Raw genomic sequence first — 21,441 nt, forward strand, 5'->3', positions numbered from 1 at the left:
AGACTTCATCCTTATTTACAAATAAAAAACAGACAACGTTAATTGTCTGTTTTATTTCAAAGTCGTTTTCAAGCAATCCACCGATTTAACGCGTTGCCTGTGCGATATCAATTAATTCTAAGAACTGCTTTGGATCCAAGGCAGCCTTTCCCACCAAAACACCATCGATATCGTTTTGGGACAAAAAGGCAGCCGCGTTCTTGGTCGTGACAGAACCACCGTAGAGGATCCGAATTTTTTCAGCGACACCGGCTGAGTACAAGTTCTTCAAAGATTGGCGAATTAACACGGCCGCCTTTTGGGCAGCCGTCGCTGAGGCAGCTTCACCAGAGCCAATCGCCCATGTTGGCTCATAAGCGATGGCCACCTGATCAAGCTCTTCTGCCGAAATACCCGCTAATGCGGCTCGCAACTGCGCTAGGACAACGGTGTTCGGATTAACCGTATCATAGGTCGACATATCTTCATCGAGATCAACGATGACTTTCAACCCGTTTTTCAGGGCCGCCTTGGTTTTTAAATTCACTCGCTCATCTGTTTCATTGAAAAGTTTGCGTCGCTCAAAATGACCAATCAAAACATAGGAAACACCAATCTCAGCTAACGCTTTTGGCGAAGTTTCGCCCGTATACGCACCTTCGTCCGTCCAATGAGCGTTTTCGGCTGCTATGGCAAGGCGGGTGTTGGTTGTTGCTTTCACCATTTGTGCCAAGTACAAATCTTGTGCGGCAATGGCAACATCGGCGCCGGTGTCTTTTTCAACTTCGGGAATCACTTGGTCAAGATAGGGAAGAACCTGCGAAGGTGTCATATTCATCTTCCAGTTAGCCAAAACAAGTGGTCGACGTTTCATATCCGTCATTTGTCCTCCCCCCGTCCCATAAAGATGATGAAGGCTGCTTCAATTAGCAGGATCCAGGGCAGATTCGCGTTACGTTCGCCGAAGAAAACCAGTAATCCGTAAGATAGCGCCAGAACAACCAGCCCCATGCCAATCCGAATCACCCGGTTCTTAAAACCAGAGCGAGAAAGTAAGTCTTCCATGTGTTTCTTTTCAGCTTCAAGCTCCGTAAGTTCAAGCTTCAGCGACTCGATATGATCAAGCAATCGATCATTTTCCGCTTGGAGAAACTCAATTCGACTGAGTTCCTTTTTATCTTCCTGGTCTTGTTTGGACCAATTAAATAATTTCATAAGCAGTTCTCCATTCCATACATTAGTTTAACAAATATTTGGAAAGTCGAGGAGAATAATCGAAACTTTCATACCCTACTTGACAAAAGTCGCAATACACTGTAAAATTCTAAAAGTTAAGTTGCGGATGTGGCGGAATTGGCAGACGCGCAGGATTAAGGATCCTGTGTCCGCTTTAGGACGTGCGGGTTCGACTCCCGCCATCCGCATCATAGAAAAAAGCAGACCTTCGGGTCTGCTTTTTTTGTTGGTTTAAAACTTATTAAAGTATATTCTTTAAAATACGATTAGCACTTTCCACGTTGTACTTCTTCTCTGATAATGGAACAAGATTACCCACTTCATCAAAAAATTCCCCGCTCACCTTTTTAATATTCTTCGACAAAGCAAGATAAGCACCCACTGGAACATCAGTCCTTAGCAGACTACGAGTGTAAGACATTAATTCACTATGGACATCACCCGGAAAGAAAGCATTGACTGTAATCTCATCCATTGTCAATTCAGCCGCCATTTTTTTAACAAGCAATGTTTTTCTTGATAATAACCACATTGCTCTCTGCATCGTTGTCAATTGTCCAGTGATGATGGGTGCATTTTTAACGGCAAGGGGATTACCAGTAACCAATAAAACTCGCCCACCCCGTAATTGTTGACGCAACGCCATTGTCAAAAAATAATGAGGTCGAATATTCACACGACGATTTTCTTCTCCTGTTTTTGGAAAAACACCTGCACTATGAATGAGAACATCCAACTTGTCGGGAAATGCTCGTGAAGCCTTCTCAACAATTTCAACGCCTTGTTCACTACTAATATCTGCTTGAATAAAGTGAAACAAAGGACCTAGTTGTTCCTGAACAAACTGCCCCTTTTTCTTATTACGCCCCACACCCAAAACCTGATACCCTTTTTTAATCAAGTCTTTTGCAATCGCAAGACCCACACCCGATGTACCACCCGTAACTATAATAAATCCCATACCCCCACCTTTATATCGTTATATTTCGATAAATAGTCAATAAACTCAAAAAAATTATTCTTCTAGATATTTCACCAAACAATCAATTTGCTTTTCGTTTCTCCTATAATAAGTCCACTTGTCATGTCGCTCGCTTATCAATAGATCAACTTGTACCAATTGTTTTAAGTAAGCAGAAACCGTTGACTGAGCCAGTTTTGTTTTAGCAACAATTAGAGTCGCACACACTCCACCATAGTTTTCAACCATATAGTTAATGTTTGCAACAGGCACTTCATCAGTTGCAAACACTTCCGGTCGTCGTAACCATTTGAGTATTTTCAATCTACTATCGTTAGCCAACGCTTTAAAAATTTGTTCATTAATATCCATAACTACACTATATCGAATATTTTCGATATGTAAAGTTTTTTTTTACAAAAACAGCAACAAAAAAGCGCCTTACCGAAGTGAGACGCTTGGAATGCCGACGAAAGGATTCGAACCTTCGACCCCAGGTTTACGATACCCGTGCTCTACCAACTGAGCTACATCGGCATACTCCGAATGTCGGGCTCGAACCGACGACAACACGATTAACAGTCGTGTGCTCTACCAACTGAGCTAATTCGGAATAATGCGTTTGTTGTATCAAAACAACTATTTAATTATGCCATCTGCCCCCATAACTGTCAAGATTTTTCTGCAAAAAAAGAAGTTTTTTTCAATCAGAGAACCCTTCCCTTTTTCAAGAAACGAAATGGCAAAAATATCGCACGAACTAAAAAAGTCACCCCGCAGGATGACTTTTTAAAATTAGAATTGAACGTCTTTCCGGCGCAAAGCTGGAATGGTTAACATAATGATCAATGAAAAAAGATAACTTAAGGTAAAGAAAAGGAGCACGTAGGTGAAGGAGAACTTGTCCATCAACACACCAACAATCGCTGGGAAAAAGCCACCAAGAAACTTTCCACCTGAAGAAACGACAGAATTGGCCGTCACACGTGCTTCAGCTGGGTAAAGTCGTGAAACAATGACACCAAAGCCGGCGTACATCCCGTTCGAGAAGAAGCCAACAATTAGCATGATGATCAAGAGGCTCAACGCATTGTTAGCAAAAGTTGGTAAGTACAGGGCCAGGGCGGAAAAGGATAAGAAGAGTCCGAAGGCTTTTCGTGGCCCAAACTTATCCAAGAAGGAGCCGAAGAAGTACATTCCAAGAGACATCCCAATTACCATGGCCACCGTCCACAATGTCGACTTTCCAACCGGCAAGCCCAAGTGGGCCTGCATGGTCTTTGGCAACCAAGTCAAAATACCGTAATAACCGCCAATCTGAACCATCATCATCAACACCAACGCTGTGGTCTGATAAGCTAGGGCTGGCGTTTTGAAGACCTCAATAATTGGCAGTTGCTGCTGCTTCTTTTCAAGATCACGCTTTCTTCTTGCTTCCTCAAATTCAGCCGAGTCCTTCAGGTTCCGTCGAACGAAGAAGGCAAAGGCAATGGGCAGCAAACCAAATAAGCAAAGGGCATTCCAACCATACTTTGGCAGGATAACCGCTGAAGCGATCGCGGCCAAAATCGTTCCTGTTTGGCCACCAATGTGGGCAAGTGAGGTCAAGCGACCAATTTTCTTGCCAGCAAAACTTTCTGCAATCAGTGTCACACCGGCCCCGTATTCGGCCGCCGTACCAAAGCCAGCGATGAATTTTAAGAAGTAAATTTCATAGATGTTATCGGCAAAGTAAAGGGCGGCTGTGGCAAAGGCCACCACAAAGATCGTCCAGTTGAAAATACGGGCACGGCCGATTTTATCGGCCAACATTCCAAAGAACAGGCCACCTAAAAGTGTGCCTGTCATGGCAAAAGTCGTAATTAATCCGGCCGCCGCTTGGGTTACCCCAAGGGAGGCCACAATGGCAGTCGTCGCGATTGGAATCAAGGAATGATCCATGTGTTCCAAACTGAAGCCAGCAGTCGTGGAAAGCATCGTTACTTTCTGCTGCTTAGTAAAATCCTTATAATGGATCGCCTCAGCATCGTGGGCAGTCTTTGTCATTTATTCAATTTTCCTTTCAAAACCGAGGCTCACAGGCCTCAATTATTTCGTCTAAACATTATTTGGTTAAAAACACCACCTGCTACTATACAGAAATTTGCAGGGTGGCGCAATCACTTTTTACAAAAGAAAAAGAGCCGCAAAAGCGACTCTTTAATCATGTTAGTAAACTTTTATTAAAACTCAATATCCTTGCGACGAAAGGCTGGAATCGTCAACATAATCAAGAACGAGAATAGGTACATGGCCGTAAAGAACATCATGACATGGCTCAACGTGTACTTATCCATCAACCAACCGATGATTGGTGGGAAGAAGCCTCCCAGCAACTTTCCAACAGAGGAAACGACTGAGTTGGCCGTCACACGAGCAAAGGTTGGGTAAAGCCGTGAGACAACCACGCCATAACCACCGTACATGCCGTTTGAGAAGAAACCAACGACCATCATGATGATTAAGAGTGACCAAGCGCTGTGGGCAACTAAGAGCAAGTAGACGGAAACCGCTGCCAAGAGCAAGAAGGCTCCGAAAGCCATGCGTGGTCCAAAGTTATCCAGCACGAAACCAAAGATATACATTCCAAGGGACATTCCAACAATCGTGACAATCATCCAAAGGGAGGAACCTGAAATTGACAAGTGCAGTTGCTTTTGCATGATTTTAGGCAACCAGTTCATCAAACCGTAGTAACCACCGATTTGAATCATCATCATCATGATCAGTGCAAACGTTTGGTAAGCCAAAGCTGGCGTCTTAACAACCTCTAGGATTGGTGCCTTTTCAACAACGGATTCTTTCTCTGTCTTACGCTTTGCCTGTGTCTTCAAGAATTCCTCTGGTTCCTTCAAGTGACGGCGCAGAATAAAGGCCAAGAGCACTGGAACCAAGCCAACTAAGAAGAGTGCGTTCCAGCCAAAGGTTGGAATGATGATGGCGGACGCGATGGCTGACAAAACAGCCCCCACCTGACCACCAATTTGAGTCAAGGATGTTAACTTACCAATCTTTTTACCAGCAAAACTCTCAGCAATCAATGTGACCCCGGCCCCGTATTCGGCCCCGGTTCCAACTCCCGCAATGAAACGGAAAGTGTAAACCAGCCAAATATTGTGAGCGAAGTAAATGGCACCCGTGGCAAAGGCCACAATGAACAGCGTCCAAGTAAAGACGCGCACCCGACCAATTCGATCAGACAACATTCCGAAGAAGAGTCCTCCAACCAAAGAGCCAAACATGGAAATCGTTGAGATAAACCCTCCTGCAAAGTTCGAGATATGCAAAGAGGCAATGATGGATGACATCGCGAAGGAAATGAAGAGCTGATCCATGTGCTCCAAACCAAATCCGGCGGTGGTTGACCAGAGCGTTAGCTTCTGGTTGGTCGAAAAGTCGCGGTAGTGTAAGTGTTCGACAGGCTGTGCTGTGTCTTGTGACATTATTTTTTTCCTTTCAAAATTGACGCTCTCGGGCATCAGTTATTTTGTCAGTGCATTATTTATCGTAATTCACCATTGGCTACTATACCGAAAAAAAGAAGTTAAATCAAATAAAAAAGCCGCCAAAGGCGACTTTTTAAGTACTCCGAATGTCGGGCTCGAACCGACGACAACACGATTAACAGTCGTGTGCTCTACCAACTGAGCTAATTCGGAATAATTAGTGCTTAACTAACTCAATAAGTATACAAAGAAAAGCTAAGCACGTCAATCATATTTTTAAAAATTATGGACGCATCGTTGGGAACAAGATGACATCGCGAATCGTGTTCGTGTCCGTCAACAACATCACCAAACGGTCGATTCCAATCCCCAATCCACCCGTAGGTGGCATACCGTATTCAAGGGCTTCGATAAAGTCGTCATCAATGTTTTCGGCTTCATCGTTACCGTTCTCACGTTCCGCCGCTTGCGCCTCAAAACGAGCACGCTGGTCAATCGGATCGTTCAACTCGGTAAAGGCGTTACCATATTCGGCCCCCATGATATAGATTTCAAAACGATCCGTAAAGCGTGGATCGTCATCATTCTTCTTTGCAAGGGGGGAGACTTCAACGGGATGACCATAAACAATCGTTGGTTGTTCCAAAGTATCTTCAACAAACTCTTCGAAGAAGGCGTTAATAATGTGCCCAACACCCCAGAACTCTTCGTATTTAACACCCTTTTCATCCGCTAGTTGACGGGCTTTTTCAACCGACATTTCTGGCCAGAAGTCCACACCGGACTTTTCATTAATCAAATCAACCATATGCTTACGAGCAAAAGGCTTGTTCAGGTCGATTTCAGTTCCCTGGTAAGTAATCTTCAAGTCGTCTGAGACAACCGCAGCGGCTGCCTTAAAGATGCCTTCTGTTTCGTCCATCACATCGTGAAAGTCCCAGTAAGCTGCATACGACTCCATCGTCGTAAATTCGGGGTTATGCTTAGGGTCCATTCCTTCGTTACGGAAGATCCGGCCAATTTCATAGACTCGCTCCATGCCACCGACAATCAAGCGTTTCAAGTAGAGCTCAGTAGCAATTCGCATGTACATGTCGATATCCAAAGCATTGTGATGGGTCACAAAGGGACGAGCAGCAGCACCACCAGCCTGCGTCTGGAGGATTGGTGTTTCCACTTCTAAGAAGTCCTGCTTTTCCATGTATGCACGGATGGCCGAAATAATCTTTGAGCGCTGTTGGAAGCGAACGAACGATTCCTTGTTGGCAATCAAGTCAAGGTAACGCTTACGGTAACGAGTTTCCACGTCAGAAATTCCGTGGAACTTGTCTGGCATTGGCCGCAGGGCCTTGGACAAATGCGTCAAATGCGTGACCAAAACCGTTAATTCACCGGCTTCCGTCTTCATCATTTGACCTTCGATTCCGATAAAGTCACCTAAATCAGCACGCTTAATGATTGGATAGTTCTCACCCAAGTCATCACGCCGAGCGTAAATTTGAATTTGACCCGAACGGTCACGGATGTCTGCAAAGATTACCTTTCCCGCACCACGCTTGGCGACCATTCGTCCGGCAATAATCACCTTCACTGGGTTTTCTTCCAGTTCTTCTTGGCTCTTACCATCGAATTTTTCGTGGAGGTCTGCGGCCAATGAATCACGATCGAAACGGTGGCCAAACGGATCAATCTGAAGATCATCTTGCAGCGCTTGCATCTTTTGACGGCGAGCGCGCATTTGATCATTAAGGGCTTTTTCTTCAGCCATTCATCTTACCTTCCTGTCAGCGATTTTCTCGCATTTTCTCTACTAATCAGTATAGCAAATCCACCTGCATTTAAAAAGTCGGCCGTAGCCGACTTTCCACAAAGTTTATTTTTTTTCGTCCGCTGAATTGGCAGCATCAGAATCATCGTCTTGCGCCTCTTCGTTTTTTTGCTGTGCTTCTCGTTTCAAAACATCCTGCAAAATAACGTCTAATTCATGTGCGGAGAACTGGTGGCGCTTACCAGAGAACTTACCACGAACTTCAGCCCCACCATCTTCATCAATCATGGCTTGGATTTCATGGGAAGGCAACGTGGCCAATTGGGCTGCATAAGCATCCTTCGATGGCTCTGCCGCCAAACCAATGCTAACCGATTGCAACTGACTGTAGTTTTGCTCCCCTAGAATGGCATCCAAAATGGCCAGCGGCCCCTTTTTGTTACCCAGAAGAGTGGCTAACGCCGGCATCTTTTGCAACTTTTCGTTCAATTCCGCCAACTGATCATCGCTTGCGCCAGGCAATGCTTGAACCAAAAAACCGCCGGCCGCTTTGACCGTGTTATCAGAGTTCATCGTCACCCCAACCCCAATCACGGAAGGAATTTGTTCCGAATGCGTTAAGTAGTAGGTAAAGTCATCGCCAATTTCACCAGAAACCATGATGGATTGTCCGATGTAGGGATTTGAATAAGGCGCAAACTTCGTCACTTGGAAGGAACCGTTATTGCCAACAGCACCGGCAACGTTTAATTGATTATCATCGTTCACGATTGGTTCAATCTCGGGGTTGGAAACGTAGCCACGAACAGCCCCCTTTGTATCGGCTTCTGTAACGATTTGCCCAATGGGACCACGGCCAGCCATTTTAACGTTTAATCGTTCTTCACCCTTGAGTGTGGCTTGCGCCAGAATTTCAGTGGCCAACAGCGCCCTTCCCAAGACTACCGTCGCCAAACGTGAGGTTTCGTGCGAGCTTGCTGCTTCTTGAACTAGCTTTGTTCCATCAACCGCAAAGGCACGAAAAGCCTCGTCTTTTGTAATTACTTTGATTAATTGATCTGCCATCGTTTTCCCCTTTCAAGAAAAAAAGTTGGCCGAAGCCAACTTCAAAAGATTTTATTGCTTAGAATCGTCATCCGAGTCAGAACCATCATCAACAGATTCTGGTTCATCTGGATTGTCATCCAAAGGCGCATCCGGATTCTTCGCACCTTCCTCTTCAGCCTGTTCCACTTCGTCTTCCTTGTGATCCAAGGCAGCCTTTGCTTCGTCATAGGACTTAGCATCGTTCTCGTCCTCTTCACCCTTGCGAGTGAAGTGACCAGTTTCATAAATATCTTTAATTTGCTTTTCATCAAGCGATTCAACTTCAAGCAAGGCGTTCGCAATTTCTGCTAACTTATCCTTGTGTTCAGTCAAAATCTTGGTTGCTTCTTCGAAGGCTTCCTTTGTCAATCGACGAACTTCTTCATCAATCAAAGCAGCCGTTTCATCTGAATATGACTTGGCACCGCCACCTTCACTATATGAAACCGACGCATTACCTTCCAACTGGACCATGCCTAACTTATCAGACATTCCGTAAGCCGTGACCATTTGGCGAGCCAGGTTGGTTGCCTGCTGGAAATCGTTAGCTGCCCCTGAGGAAGCTTCATCAAAAGTAGCCAATTCAGCGGCGCGACCACCCATCAGACCAGCCAACTGCTCAAGTGCTTCGGAGTAGCGAATGTTGTAACGGTCCGTCTTAGGAGTCATCAACGCGTACCCACCGATACGACCACGAGGAACAATCGTAACCTTACGCACAACGGAAGCGTTGGATTTCACCAGTCCGACCAAAGCGTGACCAGCTTCGTGGAAAGCCGTTGTCTTCCGTTCAAGGTCTGACATCGCCTTATTGGCCTTGGCAGGTCCTTGGAAGATTCGATCTTCGGCTTCATCCAAGTCGGCGGCATCAATGTTTTTCTTGTTACGACGAGCGGCCAACAGAGCTGCTTCGTTCAACAAGTTTTCCAAATCAGCCCCTACGTAACCTGGGGTTTGGTGGGCAATGGCTTTCAAATCAACTGAGTCGGCCAATGGCTTGTTCTTAGCGTGAACCTTCAAGATGGCTTCACGGCCCTTCACATCAGGAGCGCCAACCATAATCTTTCGGTCAAAACGACCAGAACGGAGCAATGCCGGATCCAAAACATCAGAACGGTTCGTTGAAGCTAAGATGATAACCCCTTCGGAGTTATCAAAACCGTCCATCTCAATCAGGATTTGGTTCAACGTCTGTTCACGTTCGTCGTTTCCGCCACCAATACCAGAACCACGACGGCGACCCACGGCATCAATTTCATCAATGAAAATGATGGCAGGGGCACTCTTCTTGGCTTGATCAAAGAGGTCACGAACACGGGAAGCCCCAACACCAACGAACATCTCAACAAAGTCTGAACCAGACATTGAGAAGAACGGTACGGAAGCCTCACCGGCAACGGCCTTAGCCAGCATCGTCTTTCCAGTTCCTGGAGGCCCCTCAAGTAAGACACCCTTTGGAATGCGGGCCCCCATTTGAGTGAACTTCTTCGGTGACTTCAAGAATTCAACAACTTCAACAAGTTCTTCCTTCTCTTCGTCTGCACCAGCGACGTCGGTAAAGCGTGTCTTGTTGTCCTTTGGATCAGAAGGCTTTGCCTTGGACTTGCCAAAGTTGCCCATCATGCCGCCTTGACCACCCTTGCCGGCTGACTGTGACATCATTAAGTAAATAATCCCCACAATCAACAACATTGGCGCAATGGTGATAATCAGGTTTAACCAAAAGCCGGATGAAGCCGCTGGCTTCGTCGTCATTTCGGTATTGGACTTCTTTGCAGCAGCCGTAATGTCCTTAATTGATGAGTCGTTCTGCAAGACAGAAGTCTGGAACTTTGTCGTCGTTGATTGCTGGGCAATCAGGGCGTTCAATCCAGAATTTGAACTCTTCTGCTTTTGACTATTCTTGTACGTTCCCGTTACGTTATAAACATCATTTCCGGGCTGGATAGAAAAGGAATCAATATCCTTATCAGAAAGTGATTTGACAAATTCCGACTGTGAAATCGTCTTCGTCGTTGTCTTGGAACCACCCATGAAGGTGTAGATTCCAGCAATCACCGCTAGGAAAATGATGACGTATAGGAAGGAGCTTCGAAAGAAGCCACCATTTTGATTTTTCATCTGTAATCCTCAATCTTCGTTTAAAAAATTTATGGCCAAACAACCTCTAACCGTTGCATCGCCGGACAGGAAGCCCTTCCTGCTTAACTATAAATACTTTGTTTCAAAATACCAACGTATGGTAGGTTCCGGTAAAGACCTTTGTAGTCCAAACCGTACCCAACAACGAATTCGTTACGAACATCAAAACCAACGTAGTCCGCCTTGATGTCAACCGTCCGGCCACCCTTCTTGTCTAAGAGCGTTGCCACACGAACGGAATTAGCGCCACGAGACAAAATTAACTCTTCCAAGAATTCAAGGGATTGCCCAGTGTCGACAATGTCTTCTAGAATCAATACGTCGCGTCCCTTTACGTCAGAATGGATGTCTGTTACCAACGAAATTTCATTGGATGACGAAACCCCACCATGGTAGGACGAAATTTTAATAAATTCAAGGTCAACATACAAGTCGATCTTTCGAATGACGTCCGCTGTCCACAAGTAGGCCCCTTTCAAAACTGAAAGAACCAGGGGCTTTTGCCCAGCGTAATCCTCGGTAATGGTTTTACCCAAGCGATCTGCAGCCTCTTGGATTTGCTCTTGGTCAAATAATACTTCCTCAATATCGTTATCCACTAGTTTTCCTCAATTCGCCATACTAAGCAATGTTTGCCATTTGGTTGTCCTTTGGGCCAGTCTTGCGTAAAATACCAGCGTTTCTGTCCCAAAAAAACAGCCAAAATATTCTCTTGTTGGTCCTTGAGAAGCAGGGTTTTAGCCCTGTCTTCCACCGGTATTTTTTCATCAATTTGCAAGCGGCGAACCGTTTTATGTCCATTTGGAATCGAAAGGCGGTCACCCTTGCTTGCCAAGCAAATTGAAAGCGGTCCTTCCAGTTGTTTCGGTAGTGCAATCCACTGATCATTTACCGGAAGAAAGGCATTCGACTGTAACTTTAGCATTGAATCGGTAAAAAAATACCATTGGTCTAATTCTAACACAAGAGGGCCGTTCTGTTGGCTGACTTTCACCAATTTTTTATTCGAAACAGGCGCGGTCGTTTCTTTTTTCTTCAGCGCAATTTCGTAATAGGTTTTTTCAAAAAAATAACCATCCCCTAAGTCAATCCGACCATTGGGTCGTTGCCGGTGATGTAGCAACTGACAAAACTGATCAATTTGTTCTTTTTTTAAGCGATAGTAACCGGATCGAGTTGCCATTTCCTTTAGACAGGCCGGCCACCATTCATCCGGAACACTTCGATAATCTTGGACAAAATCGGCATAATAGCGCACTGCCTGCCCCTGAATCAAAGCCTGCTGTTCCGCCATTTGCGTCCCTAATTCCAACAAATGTTCGGGAAAACGAGCGTTCATTTCCTGCAAGGCGGGGATAATAACCTGACGCAATTGGTTCCGCTTTGTGTAGTGGGGGTCCTGATTTGTCTGATCCTCCCGCCAGGCCAAGCCCATTTCTTTGGCAGCCGCCAGTAATTCTTTCTTTGATAGAGTCAAAAAAGGTCGTCGATAACGGCCACTCTCAGCTGCCATTCCCGACTTATTTTGCCAGGCCCCGCCGCGAATCAGTTGCAACAAAATGGTCTCCACCTGATCGTCTCGATGCTGGCCCAACAAAACGGCCGAACTTCCCGTTTCCGACAACACATCATCAAAAAAGCGGTAGCGATTTTGTCGGGCTTTTTCTTCAACGCCAGTTTCCATTTTGGATAAATCCGCGACCCGTTCATAAAAGAGCAACCCATGCCGATCGGCCAAACGACGAACAAAGTCGGCATCCCCCGTACTTTCAGAACGCAAGCAATAGTTGACATGGGCAACGGTCACTTGCACCTCCGGTCGGAAACGACAGAGCGCCTCGAGTAGGAGCGTTGAATCGAGACCACCCGAGCAAGCCACGACCACCCGCCTCGGTAAGGAAACTGATTGAATTGTTTGTTGAATTTTGTTCATTACCTATTCTAGAAAAGCCACCCCGGAGGGTGGCTTTTGATTTCAATTATTCTGGCAAATTATAAATGGTTTCGTTCTTCTTTGAATAACCGTACTTATCACGCAAAATTTGCTTTAAGTAGTTTTCGTCATTCAACTGCTTCGATTCTTTCTTCAAAGAATCGTTGGTCTTTTGAACCGAGACCAGTTGGTTTTCCGATTTCGTCAGGGTCTTGTTGGCCGCGTGCAACCGCACCTGTCCAAAGACCAGCTGCATCATGAAAACGGCTGCAATGGCCAAGCCGACGAAGATAATCTGCTTTTTGCGGCGACGGTGAGCACGAGCATAGTGCTGACGAGCTGCCTCGCGCTTGGCGTCCGAAGCAGCAATTTGCTGAGCAATTCGTGCGTTCAGCGGTCGAATATTTGGTTGTAAACGACTACTGTCTGCCATCGTCACCTCTCCTTAAAAAATATTTTCACACATTTTTGGTTAAGTTACAAGGCAGTTTGTCAAAGTTTGTAAAACTTTAAAAATCCTGCCGGTCACCCTCTTCATACTTTTCAGAAATTAACTCGTAGAGATCCTGCGCTTCATCCTTCTTCACGATGTCTTGCAACTTAAGCACCTTAAAAGTCGCAGTCTTATTTCCAAAACGAATTTCGACTTCGTCATTAGTACCAACGTTTGCCGAAGACTTCGCTACTTTTCCGTTGATCGAAATCCGACCCTGGTCGGCCAATTCCTTGGCCACCGTCCGACGCTTAATGATTCGAGACAACTTTAAAAACTTATCAATCCGCATTCGTTTCTCCATTCTTTTCATCTGTTACCGAAAGGGCTTCTTCCAAGAAATCCTTCACCGCATTCAACCAATAGGCCGATTCCTGCTTCAGGTCAATTGTCAACGTCACGGCTAACTGAGTAGACTTGCCATCAACCACTGCCTTGTAAGGCACGTCTTTTAAGGCCACAAAAACGTTTTCGCCTGCCAATCGCTGAGACATTGTTTCGTCAAAGCGGATAGTGACCTTGTCCTTCAAACGGCGAATTTGCGTCACCTGAGCCTCGTCAGCCACTGTCTTCAAACGAGAGACCAGAATCAGACGGGCCGCCTCATCAGGCAACTCACCGAAACGGTCCGTTAAGTCGTCTTCGACCTGATCAAAGTCCTCATCCGTTCGTGCCTGGCGAATCTGCTGATAAAGGGCGACTTTCTGAGCATTATCCGCCACATAGTCGTCGGGCAAAAAGGCCAAGACCCCGAGCACCAACTCGGCATCGGTCCGATGGGCGTTGGCCTCATCAGGTAACGTTTCGCCCTGCTTCTTCGCAACCGCTTCTTTCAGCATTTGTGTATACAAATCATAACCAACTGAATCGATAAAGCCGTGTTGCTGCTTTCCTAGCAAGTCCCCAGCCCCTCGAATGGACAAATCGCGCATCGCGATTTTGAATCCGGAACCAAGTTCCGTAAAGTCACGAATGGCTTCCAAACGCTTTTCTCCCTCTTCAGACGGTGTTCGCGTGAATGGGTAGGTAAAGTAGGCGTAGGCCAACCGGGCTGAACGGCCGACACGACCTCGCAACTGATAGAGCTGCGACAAGCCCATGTGGTCGGCGTTATCGACAATCAACGTGTTGGCATTGGGGATGTCGACCCCCGTTTCAATAATGGTCGTTGTGACCAAAACATCGTATTCCTGGTTCAAAAAGTCATACAGCACCGATTCCAACTGAACTTCAGACATCTGACCGTGAATAACAGCCACGCGGGCATCCGGCACAATCTCCTCAATTTGCGAGCGAATGTTGTCCAAATCCGCGACCCGGTTGTGCAGGTAGAAGACCTGTCCGTTACGGGCCAACTCTTTTTGAATCACGTCGCGAACCAAGGTCCAATCCAGTTCCACCACGTAGGTTTGGATTGGGAAACGGTTCAGCGGTGGTGTTTCAATGACCGACAAATCACGGGCGCCAACCATCGCCATGTTTAGCGTACGCGGAATTGGCGTCGCCGTCAGCGTCAACACATCAATGTTGGCTTTCAACTGCTTCAACCGTTCCTTGTGCTTAACACCAAAACGTTGCTCTTCATCAATCACTAACAAGCCCAGGTCCGCAAAGGAAACATCCTTTGATAGCAAACGATGAGTCCCAACCACAATGTCCAGTTCATGCTTTTCCAAGGCCTCAATCGTTTTCTTGTTTTCCGCCGCCGTTTGGAAGCGGGACAAGTGGCCAATTCGAATCTCTGGAAAGTCGGCAAAGCGCTCAATCATGGTTTCGTAGTGCTGCTGAACCAAGATAGTGGTTGGCGCGAGGAGCGCCACCTGTTTACCAGCATGGGCGGCTTTGAAAACAGCACGCAGGGCCACTTCCGTTTTACCAAAGCCAACATCCCCCACCAAGAGACGGTCCATTGGCCGCTTTTTTTGCATATCGACTTTAATTTCTTCAATCGACCGAATTTGGTCGGGCGTTTCGGGATATGGAAAAGCCGTGTCAAACTTCAGCTGCGCCTGATCATCGGCAGGAAAGGCGTAGCCTTGCTTGGCTTCACGCTCGGCATAAAGGGCCAAGAGGTCGTCGGCAATGTCTTCAATTTTCGCCTCAACCTGCTTTTTGGTCTTCTGCCACTCCGTGCCCCCAAGCTTATTAATCTTGGGCCGTTTGCTGGCATCCGAACCACCAATGTATTTTTGAATCAGGTTCAACTGGGTGACGGGCAAGAAGATTTTGGCATTCTTTTGGTAAGCAATGACCAAGTAATCCTGCTTCCCACCGTTGGCTTCAATTGACTCCAATCCCTGGTATTGTCCAATCCCGTGGTTAATGTGAACAACGTAGTCGCCCACGGACAGTTCGTTATAGGATTTGAGCCGTTCGGCGTTTTGCAGCTTCTTTTGCTTGCGGGCAATTGGCTTACGGGCTTTGGCAAAGAGTTCGCGCTCAGAAAGCACGTTCAAGTGGGCCATTGGCCACTCAAAACCAGCCGAGAGATTGCCTAAGAGAACCTGCACCTGATTGGCTTTGACTTCCTGATGGATGGGCACCTGAACACCCCGAGAATCCAACGATTCAACGAGTCGGTCCGCCCGGTCCTTCGACCCGACCAACAAGACCCAGGTCAAGCCCCGGTCCTTGGCAAAAGTCAAATCGGGCAGCAAGGCGTCTAACTGACCAAAATACTGCTTAGCCGGACGAGACGTCCATTCCAATAAATGGTCAAAAGTCAACTGATTCAGCCCACGCTTCAAGTTGGCCAAGTAGGTCTGGGTCTGTTGAACAGACGCTAGCCGTTCCCCTAATTCGGCGCGCAAAGAAAGCGGTGGAATTAGCTGATTGTTTTCAACCTGCAGGTCAAACCAGTCTTGATCCAAACCAGTTTGTGTCAACAGTGATTCCTGCAGACGAGCATATTCGTCCACAATCAAAAGCGCATCCTTAGCCAAATAGTCCTGAATGGTCTGTTTGTCAGGATAGAAATAAGACAAGTAAGGCAAGATTGCCTCATCTCGGCGGCCATCATCCAACGCCCGTTGCGTTGGGGCAAAGCCCTCCGTTACGTGCTTCTTTTCAACCCCAACCGCCTCTTGCCGGTATGCTGAAAAAGCCGCTTCCAAAGCTTCCTTCCCCGCTTGGTAAGCCTGTTCATTCAAAACGATGTCCGAGGCAGGTAGGATTTGGGCTCCCTGAACGGTTCCCGTTGACTTTTGGGTTGCTGGATCAAAGGTTTTCATTTGATCCAACTCATCGTCAAAAAAGTCGAGCCGGAAAGGCTCGTCTTGGTCAGCGGGATAAACGTCGATAATCGAACCGCGTTGGGCAAACTGCCCAATTTGTTCAACCTGTGGTGTGTTCACATAACCTAGGGTCACCAGACGACCTTTCAGCTCTGCAAAGTCATACTGCTCCCCGACTGAAAGCGACAGACAAGCCGCCTGCAAATCCTTTGCTAGTGGTTCGTAACGGCAAAAGGCCGCGGAGTTTGTCAAATAGACGCCGGGTTGATTCGTAGCCAACGCTGTCAAGGCGGCGACTCGGTCAGCCACGTAATTGTTCGACGAAACCGCTAGCTCGGTCGCCACCGCTTCCTCGGCCTCAAAACGGTAAACCGCTTGGTTGCCAAGCAGTTCCGTTAGGTCTTGGGCAAGCTCTTCAACGTGAGCAACGGTGTCCGTTAACACCAAAATTTGCCGAGGACGGTTCTGGTAGAGCGCTGCTAATCCCGCCGCCTTGGCCGAGCCATTGAGACCAAGCAGTAGCTGCCGCTCGCCAGGCTTTTCCTGCTGGGTTAACTGTTGAAATTCTTTTTCCTGTGCTAAGTAATTAACTAATGTCATACCTATCCGTTGTAGCGGTTACTCAAAGCCGCTGCGTCTGCTCCCTTTATCCAGTCCAATAGGGCCTGATCTGTCTTTTCAAACACCTGGTCCCAATAGGCCAAGTCTTCCTTCGAAAACTTCCCCAGTACGTAATTAATCACCGCTTGATGCGTGTGATCAGGGTGTGAAATCCCAAATTTTAGCCGTAAGAAGTTCTGTGTTCCCGTGTGCGCCATAATGGACTTCAAGCCATTGTGCCCACCGGCAGAACCCTTAGCCCGGAAACGCAATTTACCAAAGTCGGAATCCAGGTCATCGTGGAGAATCAAAATATCATCACCATTTCCACCGTAAAAGTCTAAAAAGGCCCGGACTGCTTGCCCCGAATCGTTCATATAAGTCGTCGGTTTTACTAACCAAACCGTTTCACCGTCAACTTGTAGCTTGGCAGCCGTTGCAAAAAGCTTGGTTGGGGTAAAATCAACACCCTGACTAGCAGCAAAATGATCCAAAGCCATAAAGCCAATGTTGTGTCTTGTTTGGTCGTATTTGGCCCCGATATTTCCTAAACCAAAGATGAATTTCATGGATTTTCCCCTCCAAAATGTCTTGTACTCTAATCTTAACATGTAAAGGCGGTGATTTTTGGCAAAAGTATGCTAGGATATAGGAAAGAACGCCATTTTAAAAGAGGTTTCTCATGTTTCCACAATCAATGATTATTAAAAAGCAAGATTTGCTAACCGTTACCGAAGACACCACGATTGGTGAGGTTTACGATATCTTCGAAAATTCCAAAGAAGGGGCTCACCTCCGAACAATTCCAATCTTGGATGCCACTGGTCACCTTTTCCGCGGAAACATTTATCGGCAACACGTTTATGAATTTGTCGCCAACAAGGGGGACCTAAACCAAAAGGCCACCACGATTATGCGAAACTCGACCAAGTTCATTTCAACGACGGCCGATTTCTATGAATTGTTTTTCGCGATTCGGGACCTCCCCTACATCGCAGTGGTCGATGACGGTCACCACTTTGTCGGCATTCTGACCCACTCCGCCTTGATGGACCTGCTTTCCAAGTCCTGGTCACTGGCTAAGGGTGGCGTGGCCATCGCCGTCAAGGATCGCCAACGTCGTGGCGACCTCCAACGAATGGCCCGCATCATTACCCGCTACACCAACATTGAATCCGTCTTGTCCCTGCAAGTCCAGAATTCAGGGCCACTAGCCGTCCTGTTCACCTTGCCGTTAACGGCCGATTCCCCGGTCCTTCGTAAGATTATTACGAAACTCGAGCGGAAACGTTTTTCCGTCGTTGCCCAAGAGGACCTTTCCCAATTTATGTAAACTAAAAAAGTCGCCTTCATGGCGACTTTTTTGATTCCCGTTCATGCCATTGGTCACCAGACAAAGAGTCCCGCCATGGCTGCCGATAAGAACGAAACCAGAACTCCTGCTAACAACATTTGTGGTACACGAGCGGCCACGTATTCGCTTTTTTCCGCACTTACCAAACCCTTGAAGCAGGCAACAATCATACCTACGGTCCCGAGATTGGCAAAGGATGTTAGAAAAACGGATAAAACAATACGGGCATGTTGGTTAGCAAAGAGACCCCTTGAATGCAGCATGGCCTTTGAAACCTGGCCCATCACAACGAATTCATTGGTCACCAGCTTCGTTCCCATATACTGGGCCAATTGAAAGGCATCCCCCACTGAGAAGCCCAATAACCAAGCAAAGGGAAAGAGCACAACGCCGAAAATATTCTCCAAAGTTAACCAGGAAAGGCCAGTCAACCCGAGCAACTGATTAACCAATTCACCGAGTGAAACGAAGGCAATGACCGTTCCCGTAATGATGAGGACTAGTTTTCCAGCCGACAAAATGGACCCACCTAAGAAGGAAAAGAAGGGCTCTCGACGACCGGATTTGCCCTGTACTTGAACAATCACATCGTCCTTCTTTGAAACCGTCGTTGGATTCAAGATAGCTGCGACCGCAATGGCACCTAAAATATTGAGGGGGATGGCCGTCAAAACGTACTGTCCCGGAATCATCTGGGTATAGGAACCGATGATGGACGCCGATACACAAGACATCGACATCAAAGCCAGTGTCATGTTTCGCCGGGCCGACATTTGGTTCAACTGGGTCTTCGACACAGCCAATACTTCGGTGTTTCCCAAAAACATCATTTCGATTGAAAAGAAGGCCTCAAACTTTGGTTGCCGTGTAATTTTAGACAGACCCTTCCCTACCCATTTGATGACCCAAGGCAGAAAATGGCAGTAAGACAAAATATCAAAGAGAGGAACTACCAGAAGCATCGGCAATAAAGCCGCGGTAACAAAATTCGGTCCCCCGTGATTGGACGTTAACCATTCCGGAAAGGCAAAAGCAATTCCCTTCCAAGCCGCCTTAACTAGCCAGGAAAAACCGTCAGCCGCCGCCATAACGGCCAAGCGTCCCGCTCGGAAATTCGTGAAAAACCAAGCTAAGATAAATTCCAAGCCCAATACAATCAAAACGGATCGCCAATGAATCTGTCGGCGATTATTTGACAAAGCATAAGCGATGCCAACAAAAACAACAATACTCAAGATGTTCACTGTAACTAGCATGTTTTCTCCACCTTTTTTATTCAACTAACAAGCAGCAATGAACAACCTAGAAACCTTCTCTCCATCCGCTTATCCTTAATCGATTGCGACAAAGATTCCAAGTTATTTCACCAATAGTCAATCAAATGGAAAGGGCTTTGACCAGCTAATCTTCAAACATTTGTTAATTAGGGCACAAATTCAACCACTTTTGCCAAATGTCTGCCTTCGCCCGCCTTTCTTACCTAAAATAAAAGAAAAACCAGGAGGAGCTAACAATGAAAAACATTGTGGTGATTGGTAGTTTGAACGTGGATGTCTTGCAACGGATTGTCCGCCTGCCAAAGGAAGGTGAAACCCTCAGCATCCTAAACAAATCCAGCAACTTTGGTGGTAAAGGAGCCAACCAAGCGGTGGCCGCCGCTCGTCAAGGTGCCATTGTTTCCTTCATCGGAGCCGTCGGTGCCGATTCCGAAGGACAACGTTTCATCCAATTATTAGAACACGAAGGCATCAATAGTCAGTTCATCCAGACGAAGGATGGCAGCACCGGTACGGCATACATCATGCTTGAAGAAGACGGTCACAACACCATTCTTGTTCACGGTGGCGCCAACGCTGATCTAACGGTTGATGATGTTGAACAGGCCCGTTTACTCATCGAAAACGCCGACATCGTGCTCGCCCAACTTGAAGTACCAAGAACCGTTATCGCCCATGGTTTTGCCATTGCCAAGGCAACCGGAGCCATGACCATTCTGAACCCCGCTCCGGTGACTCGCCGCATCGAAGCGGACATTCTCAGTCACACGGACTTGCTCATCCCCAATGAGACGGAGGCAGCAGCCCTACTTAATTTACCGGCGAGCACCGATTATCAAACCTTGAAAGAACGCTTGCCACTTTACCATGAACAACTTGGAATCCAAAACCTAATCATCACCCTGGGTGAGGCTGGAGCTTTCTTTTCCATCGGTCGACACATCGGTCCGGTCAAAAATTTCCACGTCGCAGTCGAAGACACCACTGCAGCCGGTGATACCTTTATCGGTACCATTGCAACCACCATCGAACCGGACTTTACCAATATTGAACGCACGCTTCAAAAGGCCGCTGCCGCGGCAGCCATTGCAGTTTCCAAACCCGGTGCCATTCCGTCCATCTCCTATCAAGAAGAAATCGCTCGCAAGTTGGCACCCATGACCATGAGCTAAAGGAGGCATTCCAATGGATCAAAACGCCCAAAAACAGCGTGCCGCTTTAGCCGCTCTTGATGAGGTTCAAGACGGCATGACGGTCGGTTTAGGCACGGGCTCAACAGCCAGTTTCTTCATTCAATCGTTAAAGCAAGCCATGGTGGAACGTCATTGGCAACTCACCACCGTCGCGAGTTCAACCCGTTCTGCTGACATGGCTCGCTCGCTTGGTATCACCGTTAAGGATATTGACGAAGTAGACAATATTGACGTGACGATTGATGGCGCAGACGAATGCGATTGGTCACTAAATGGCATTAAGGGTGGTGGTGCTGCCCTACTCTATGAAAAAGTGCTTGCCGTTCGCTCCGACCGAAACATCTGGATTATTGATGAGTCCAAGTTATCCGAGCAGCTCGGCCAGTTCCGTCTCCCGGTGGAAGTGATTCCTTTCGGTGCGGAGCAAGTGTTCAATCGATTCCAGGACATGGGCTTAGCCCCTTCTTTCCGAATGACCAATATCTGGGACCGACTGGTCACCGATGCTGGTCATCACATCATTGATTTAGACGTTTCTAACGTCAACAATCCGTACCGGTTAGCGGACGACATCAAGGCCATGACCGGTGTGGTCGAACATGGTTTCTTTTTGGACATTTGCGACCGCGTCATCATTGGCACCGATCCCATCCAAACCATGGTCCGATCGGTCGAGTTAAAACAACCTTGAGGAAAACCTG

Annotated in this window: 19 protein-coding genes and 4 tRNA genes; 4 read left to right on the plus strand and 19 right to left on the minus strand. The window is 47.0% G+C overall.

Features of this window, described 5'->3' with window-relative positions; translation table 11 throughout:
* Window positions 1-85: 85 nt before the first annotated feature.
* Both tpiA and IV71_RS01935 read right to left on the minus strand, forming a co-directional pair.
* Window positions 86-862, minus strand: coding sequence for a triose-phosphate isomerase (tpiA, locus tag IV71_RS01930; RefSeq protein ID WP_010690444.1), 777 nt, complete (start codon window positions 860-862; stop codon window positions 86-88).
* Window positions 859-1,194 carry a hypothetical protein gene (locus tag IV71_RS01935; RefSeq protein ID WP_010690445.1) on the minus strand — a complete coding sequence of 112 codons (336 nt, stop codon included), beginning with the start codon at window positions 1,192-1,194 and terminating at the stop codon, window positions 859-861. Before IV71_RS01935 ends, tpiA begins: the two co-directional genes overlap by 4 nt.
* Before the next feature lie 123 nt (window positions 1,195-1,317).
* On the opposite strand from IV71_RS01935, the gene IV71_RS01940 reads away from it, so the two are divergent.
* Window positions 1,318-1,403 (plus strand) — tRNA-Leu (locus tag IV71_RS01940).
* Between the two features lie 53 nt (window positions 1,404-1,456).
* Here IV71_RS01940 and IV71_RS01945 read toward each other — a convergent pair.
* The 16 genes from IV71_RS01945 to pth all read right to left on the minus strand — a co-directional run bounded on the left by IV71_RS01945 (window position 1,457) and on the right by pth (window position 17,485).
* The gene (locus IV71_RS01945; RefSeq protein WP_010690446.1) at window positions 1,457-2,176 is read right to left on the minus strand and encodes an SDR family oxidoreductase; all 720 of its coding nucleotides are present in this window, start codon (window positions 2,174-2,176) and stop codon (window positions 1,457-1,459) included.
* Between the two features lie 54 nt (window positions 2,177-2,230).
* Entirely contained in the window at window positions 2,231-2,548 is a 318-nt protein-coding gene (locus tag IV71_RS01950; protein WP_010690447.1) for an ArsR/SmtB family transcription factor, read from the minus strand.
* 92 nt (window positions 2,549-2,640) lie between these two features.
* Window positions 2,641-2,713, minus strand: a tRNA-Thr gene (locus IV71_RS01955).
* A gap of 3 nt (window positions 2,714-2,716) precedes the next feature.
* Window positions 2,717-2,789 (minus strand) — tRNA-Asn (locus IV71_RS01960).
* A 182-nt stretch (window positions 2,790-2,971) separates the two neighbouring features.
* Window positions 2,972-4,222, minus strand: a complete 1,251-nt coding sequence (locus tag IV71_RS01965) for an MFS transporter (RefSeq protein WP_010690448.1) — start codon at window positions 4,220-4,222, stop codon at window positions 2,972-2,974.
* Between the two features lie 176 nt (window positions 4,223-4,398).
* Window positions 4,399-5,658, minus strand: a complete 1,260-nt coding sequence (locus IV71_RS01970) for an MFS transporter (RefSeq protein ID WP_010690449.1) — start codon at window positions 5,656-5,658, stop codon at window positions 4,399-4,401.
* 143 nt (window positions 5,659-5,801) lie between these two features.
* Window positions 5,802-5,874, minus strand: a tRNA-Asn gene (locus IV71_RS01975).
* Between the two features lie 70 nt (window positions 5,875-5,944).
* A complete protein-coding gene (gene lysS, locus IV71_RS01980) occupies window positions 5,945-7,429 on the minus strand; it encodes a lysine--tRNA ligase (RefSeq protein ID WP_010690450.1) in 1,485 nt (494 codons plus the stop codon).
* A gap of 105 nt (window positions 7,430-7,534) precedes the next feature.
* Window positions 7,535-8,494, minus strand: a complete 960-nt coding sequence (hslO, locus tag IV71_RS01985) for an Hsp33 family molecular chaperone HslO (RefSeq protein ID WP_010690451.1) — start codon at window positions 8,492-8,494, stop codon at window positions 7,535-7,537.
* Between the two features lie 51 nt (window positions 8,495-8,545).
* Entirely contained in the window at window positions 8,546-10,636 is a 2,091-nt protein-coding gene (gene ftsH / locus IV71_RS01990) for an ATP-dependent zinc metalloprotease FtsH (RefSeq protein WP_010690452.1), read from the minus strand.
* Window positions 10,637-10,719: 83 nt separating this feature from the next.
* The gene (gene hpt, locus IV71_RS01995; protein WP_010690454.1) at window positions 10,720-11,256 is read right to left on the minus strand and encodes a hypoxanthine phosphoribosyltransferase; all 537 of its coding nucleotides are present in this window, start codon (window positions 11,254-11,256) and stop codon (window positions 10,720-10,722) included.
* The gene (tilS, locus tag IV71_RS02000) at window positions 11,256-12,590 is read right to left on the minus strand and encodes a tRNA lysidine(34) synthetase TilS (protein WP_081460856.1); all 1,335 of its coding nucleotides are present in this window, start codon (window positions 12,588-12,590) and stop codon (window positions 11,256-11,258) included. Before tilS ends, hpt begins: the two co-directional genes overlap by 1 nt.
* A gap of 46 nt (window positions 12,591-12,636) precedes the next feature.
* The gene (locus IV71_RS02005) at window positions 12,637-13,023 is read right to left on the minus strand and encodes an FtsB family cell division protein (RefSeq protein WP_010690458.1); all 387 of its coding nucleotides are present in this window, start codon (window positions 13,021-13,023) and stop codon (window positions 12,637-12,639) included.
* Between the two features lie 76 nt (window positions 13,024-13,099).
* Window positions 13,100-13,375 (minus strand): RNA-binding S4 domain-containing protein, encoded by a 276-nt coding sequence (locus IV71_RS02010; RefSeq protein WP_010690460.1) that lies wholly within the window; start codon window positions 13,373-13,375, stop codon window positions 13,100-13,102.
* A complete protein-coding gene (gene mfd / locus IV71_RS02015) occupies window positions 13,365-16,916 on the minus strand; it encodes a transcription-repair coupling factor (protein ID WP_010690462.1) in 3,552 nt (1,183 codons plus the stop codon). The genes IV71_RS02010 and mfd overlap by 11 nt, the downstream gene beginning before the upstream one ends.
* A 2-nt stretch (window positions 16,917-16,918) precedes the next feature.
* Window positions 16,919-17,485, minus strand: a complete 567-nt coding sequence (gene pth / locus IV71_RS02020) for an aminoacyl-tRNA hydrolase (protein ID WP_010690463.1) — start codon at window positions 17,483-17,485, stop codon at window positions 16,919-16,921.
* A 113-nt stretch (window positions 17,486-17,598) separates the two neighbouring features.
* On the opposite strand from pth, the gene cbpA reads away from it, so the two are divergent.
* Window positions 17,599-18,249 carry a cyclic di-AMP binding protein CbpA gene (gene cbpA / locus IV71_RS02025; protein WP_010690464.1) on the plus strand — a complete coding sequence of 217 codons (651 nt, stop codon included), beginning with the start codon at window positions 17,599-17,601 and terminating at the stop codon, window positions 18,247-18,249.
* 53 nt (window positions 18,250-18,302) lie between these two features.
* Here the strand turns inward: cbpA and IV71_RS02030 are convergent, their stop codons facing one another.
* Window positions 18,303-19,526 carry a NupC/NupG family nucleoside CNT transporter gene (locus IV71_RS02030; RefSeq protein WP_010690465.1) on the minus strand — a complete coding sequence of 408 codons (1,224 nt, stop codon included), beginning with the start codon at window positions 19,524-19,526 and terminating at the stop codon, window positions 18,303-18,305.
* Window positions 19,527-19,783: 257 nt separating this feature from the next.
* Here IV71_RS02030 and IV71_RS02035 point away from each other — a divergent pair, with 257 nt between their 5' ends.
* Together IV71_RS02035 and rpiA are read left to right on the plus strand one after the other, a co-directional pair.
* A complete protein-coding gene (locus IV71_RS02035; RefSeq protein ID WP_010690466.1) occupies window positions 19,784-20,719 on the plus strand; it encodes a ribokinase in 936 nt (311 codons plus the stop codon).
* 13 nt (window positions 20,720-20,732) lie between these two features.
* Complete coding sequence (rpiA, locus tag IV71_RS02040) at window positions 20,733-21,431, plus strand: ribose-5-phosphate isomerase RpiA (protein WP_010690468.1); 699 nt, start codon at window positions 20,733-20,735, stop codon at window positions 21,429-21,431.
* Window positions 21,432-21,441: the final 10 nt, after the last annotated feature.

The organism is Fructobacillus fructosus KCTC 3544 (assembly GCF_001438695.1).
Lineage (GTDB): Bacteria > Bacillota > Bacilli > Lactobacillales > Lactobacillaceae > Fructobacillus > Fructobacillus fructosus.

Coding starts and splice junctions, on each gene's coding strand:
- mfd (WP_010690462.1), bottom strand. CDS start 16,916: ATGACATTAGTTAATTACTTAGCACAGGAAAAAGAATTTCAACAGTTA.
- IV71_RS02010 (WP_010690460.1), bottom strand. CDS start 13,375: ATGCGGATTGATAAGTTTTTAAAGTTGTCTCGAATCATTAAGCGTCGG.
- IV71_RS02035 (WP_010690466.1), top strand. CDS start 19,784: ATGAAAAACATTGTGGTGATTGGTAGTTTGAACGTGGATGTCTTGCAA.
- IV71_RS01935 (WP_010690445.1), bottom strand. CDS start 1,194: ATGAAATTATTTAATTGGTCCAAACAAGACCAGGAAGATAAAAAGGAA.
- IV71_RS02030 (WP_010690465.1), bottom strand. CDS start 19,526: ATGCTAGTTACAGTGAACATCTTGAGTATTGTTGTTTTTGTTGGCATC.
- IV71_RS01945 (WP_010690446.1), bottom strand. CDS start 2,176: ATGGGATTTATTATAGTTACGGGTGGTACATCGGGTGTGGGTCTTGCG.
- IV71_RS02005 (WP_010690458.1), bottom strand. CDS start 13,023: ATGGCAGACAGTAGTCGTTTACAACCAAATATTCGACCGCTGAACGCA.
- rpiA (WP_010690468.1), top strand. CDS start 20,733: ATGGATCAAAACGCCCAAAAACAGCGTGCCGCTTTAGCCGCTCTTGAT.
- IV71_RS01970 (WP_010690449.1), bottom strand. CDS start 5,658: ATGTCACAAGACACAGCACAGCCTGTCGAACACTTACACTACCGCGAC.
- lysS (WP_010690450.1), bottom strand. CDS start 7,429: ATGGCTGAAGAAAAAGCCCTTAATGATCAAATGCGCGCTCGCCGTCAA.
- tpiA (WP_010690444.1), bottom strand. CDS start 862: ATGACGGATATGAAACGTCGACCACTTGTTTTGGCTAACTGGAAGATG.
- IV71_RS01965 (WP_010690448.1), bottom strand. CDS start 4,222: ATGACAAAGACTGCCCACGATGCTGAGGCGATCCATTATAAGGATTTT.
- pth (WP_010690463.1), bottom strand. CDS start 17,485: ATGAAATTCATCTTTGGTTTAGGAAATATCGGGGCCAAATACGACCAA.
- tilS (WP_081460856.1), bottom strand. CDS start 12,590: ATGAACAAAATTCAACAAACAATTCAATCAGTTTCCTTACCGAGGCGG.
- ftsH (WP_010690452.1), bottom strand. CDS start 10,636: ATGAAAAATCAAAATGGTGGCTTCTTTCGAAGCTCCTTCCTATACGTC.
- cbpA (WP_010690464.1), top strand. CDS start 17,599: ATGTTTCCACAATCAATGATTATTAAAAAGCAAGATTTGCTAACCGTT.
- hslO (WP_010690451.1), bottom strand. CDS start 8,494: ATGGCAGATCAATTAATCAAAGTAATTACAAAAGACGAGGCTTTTCGT.
- IV71_RS01950 (WP_010690447.1), bottom strand. CDS start 2,548: ATGGATATTAATGAACAAATTTTTAAAGCGTTGGCTAACGATAGTAGA.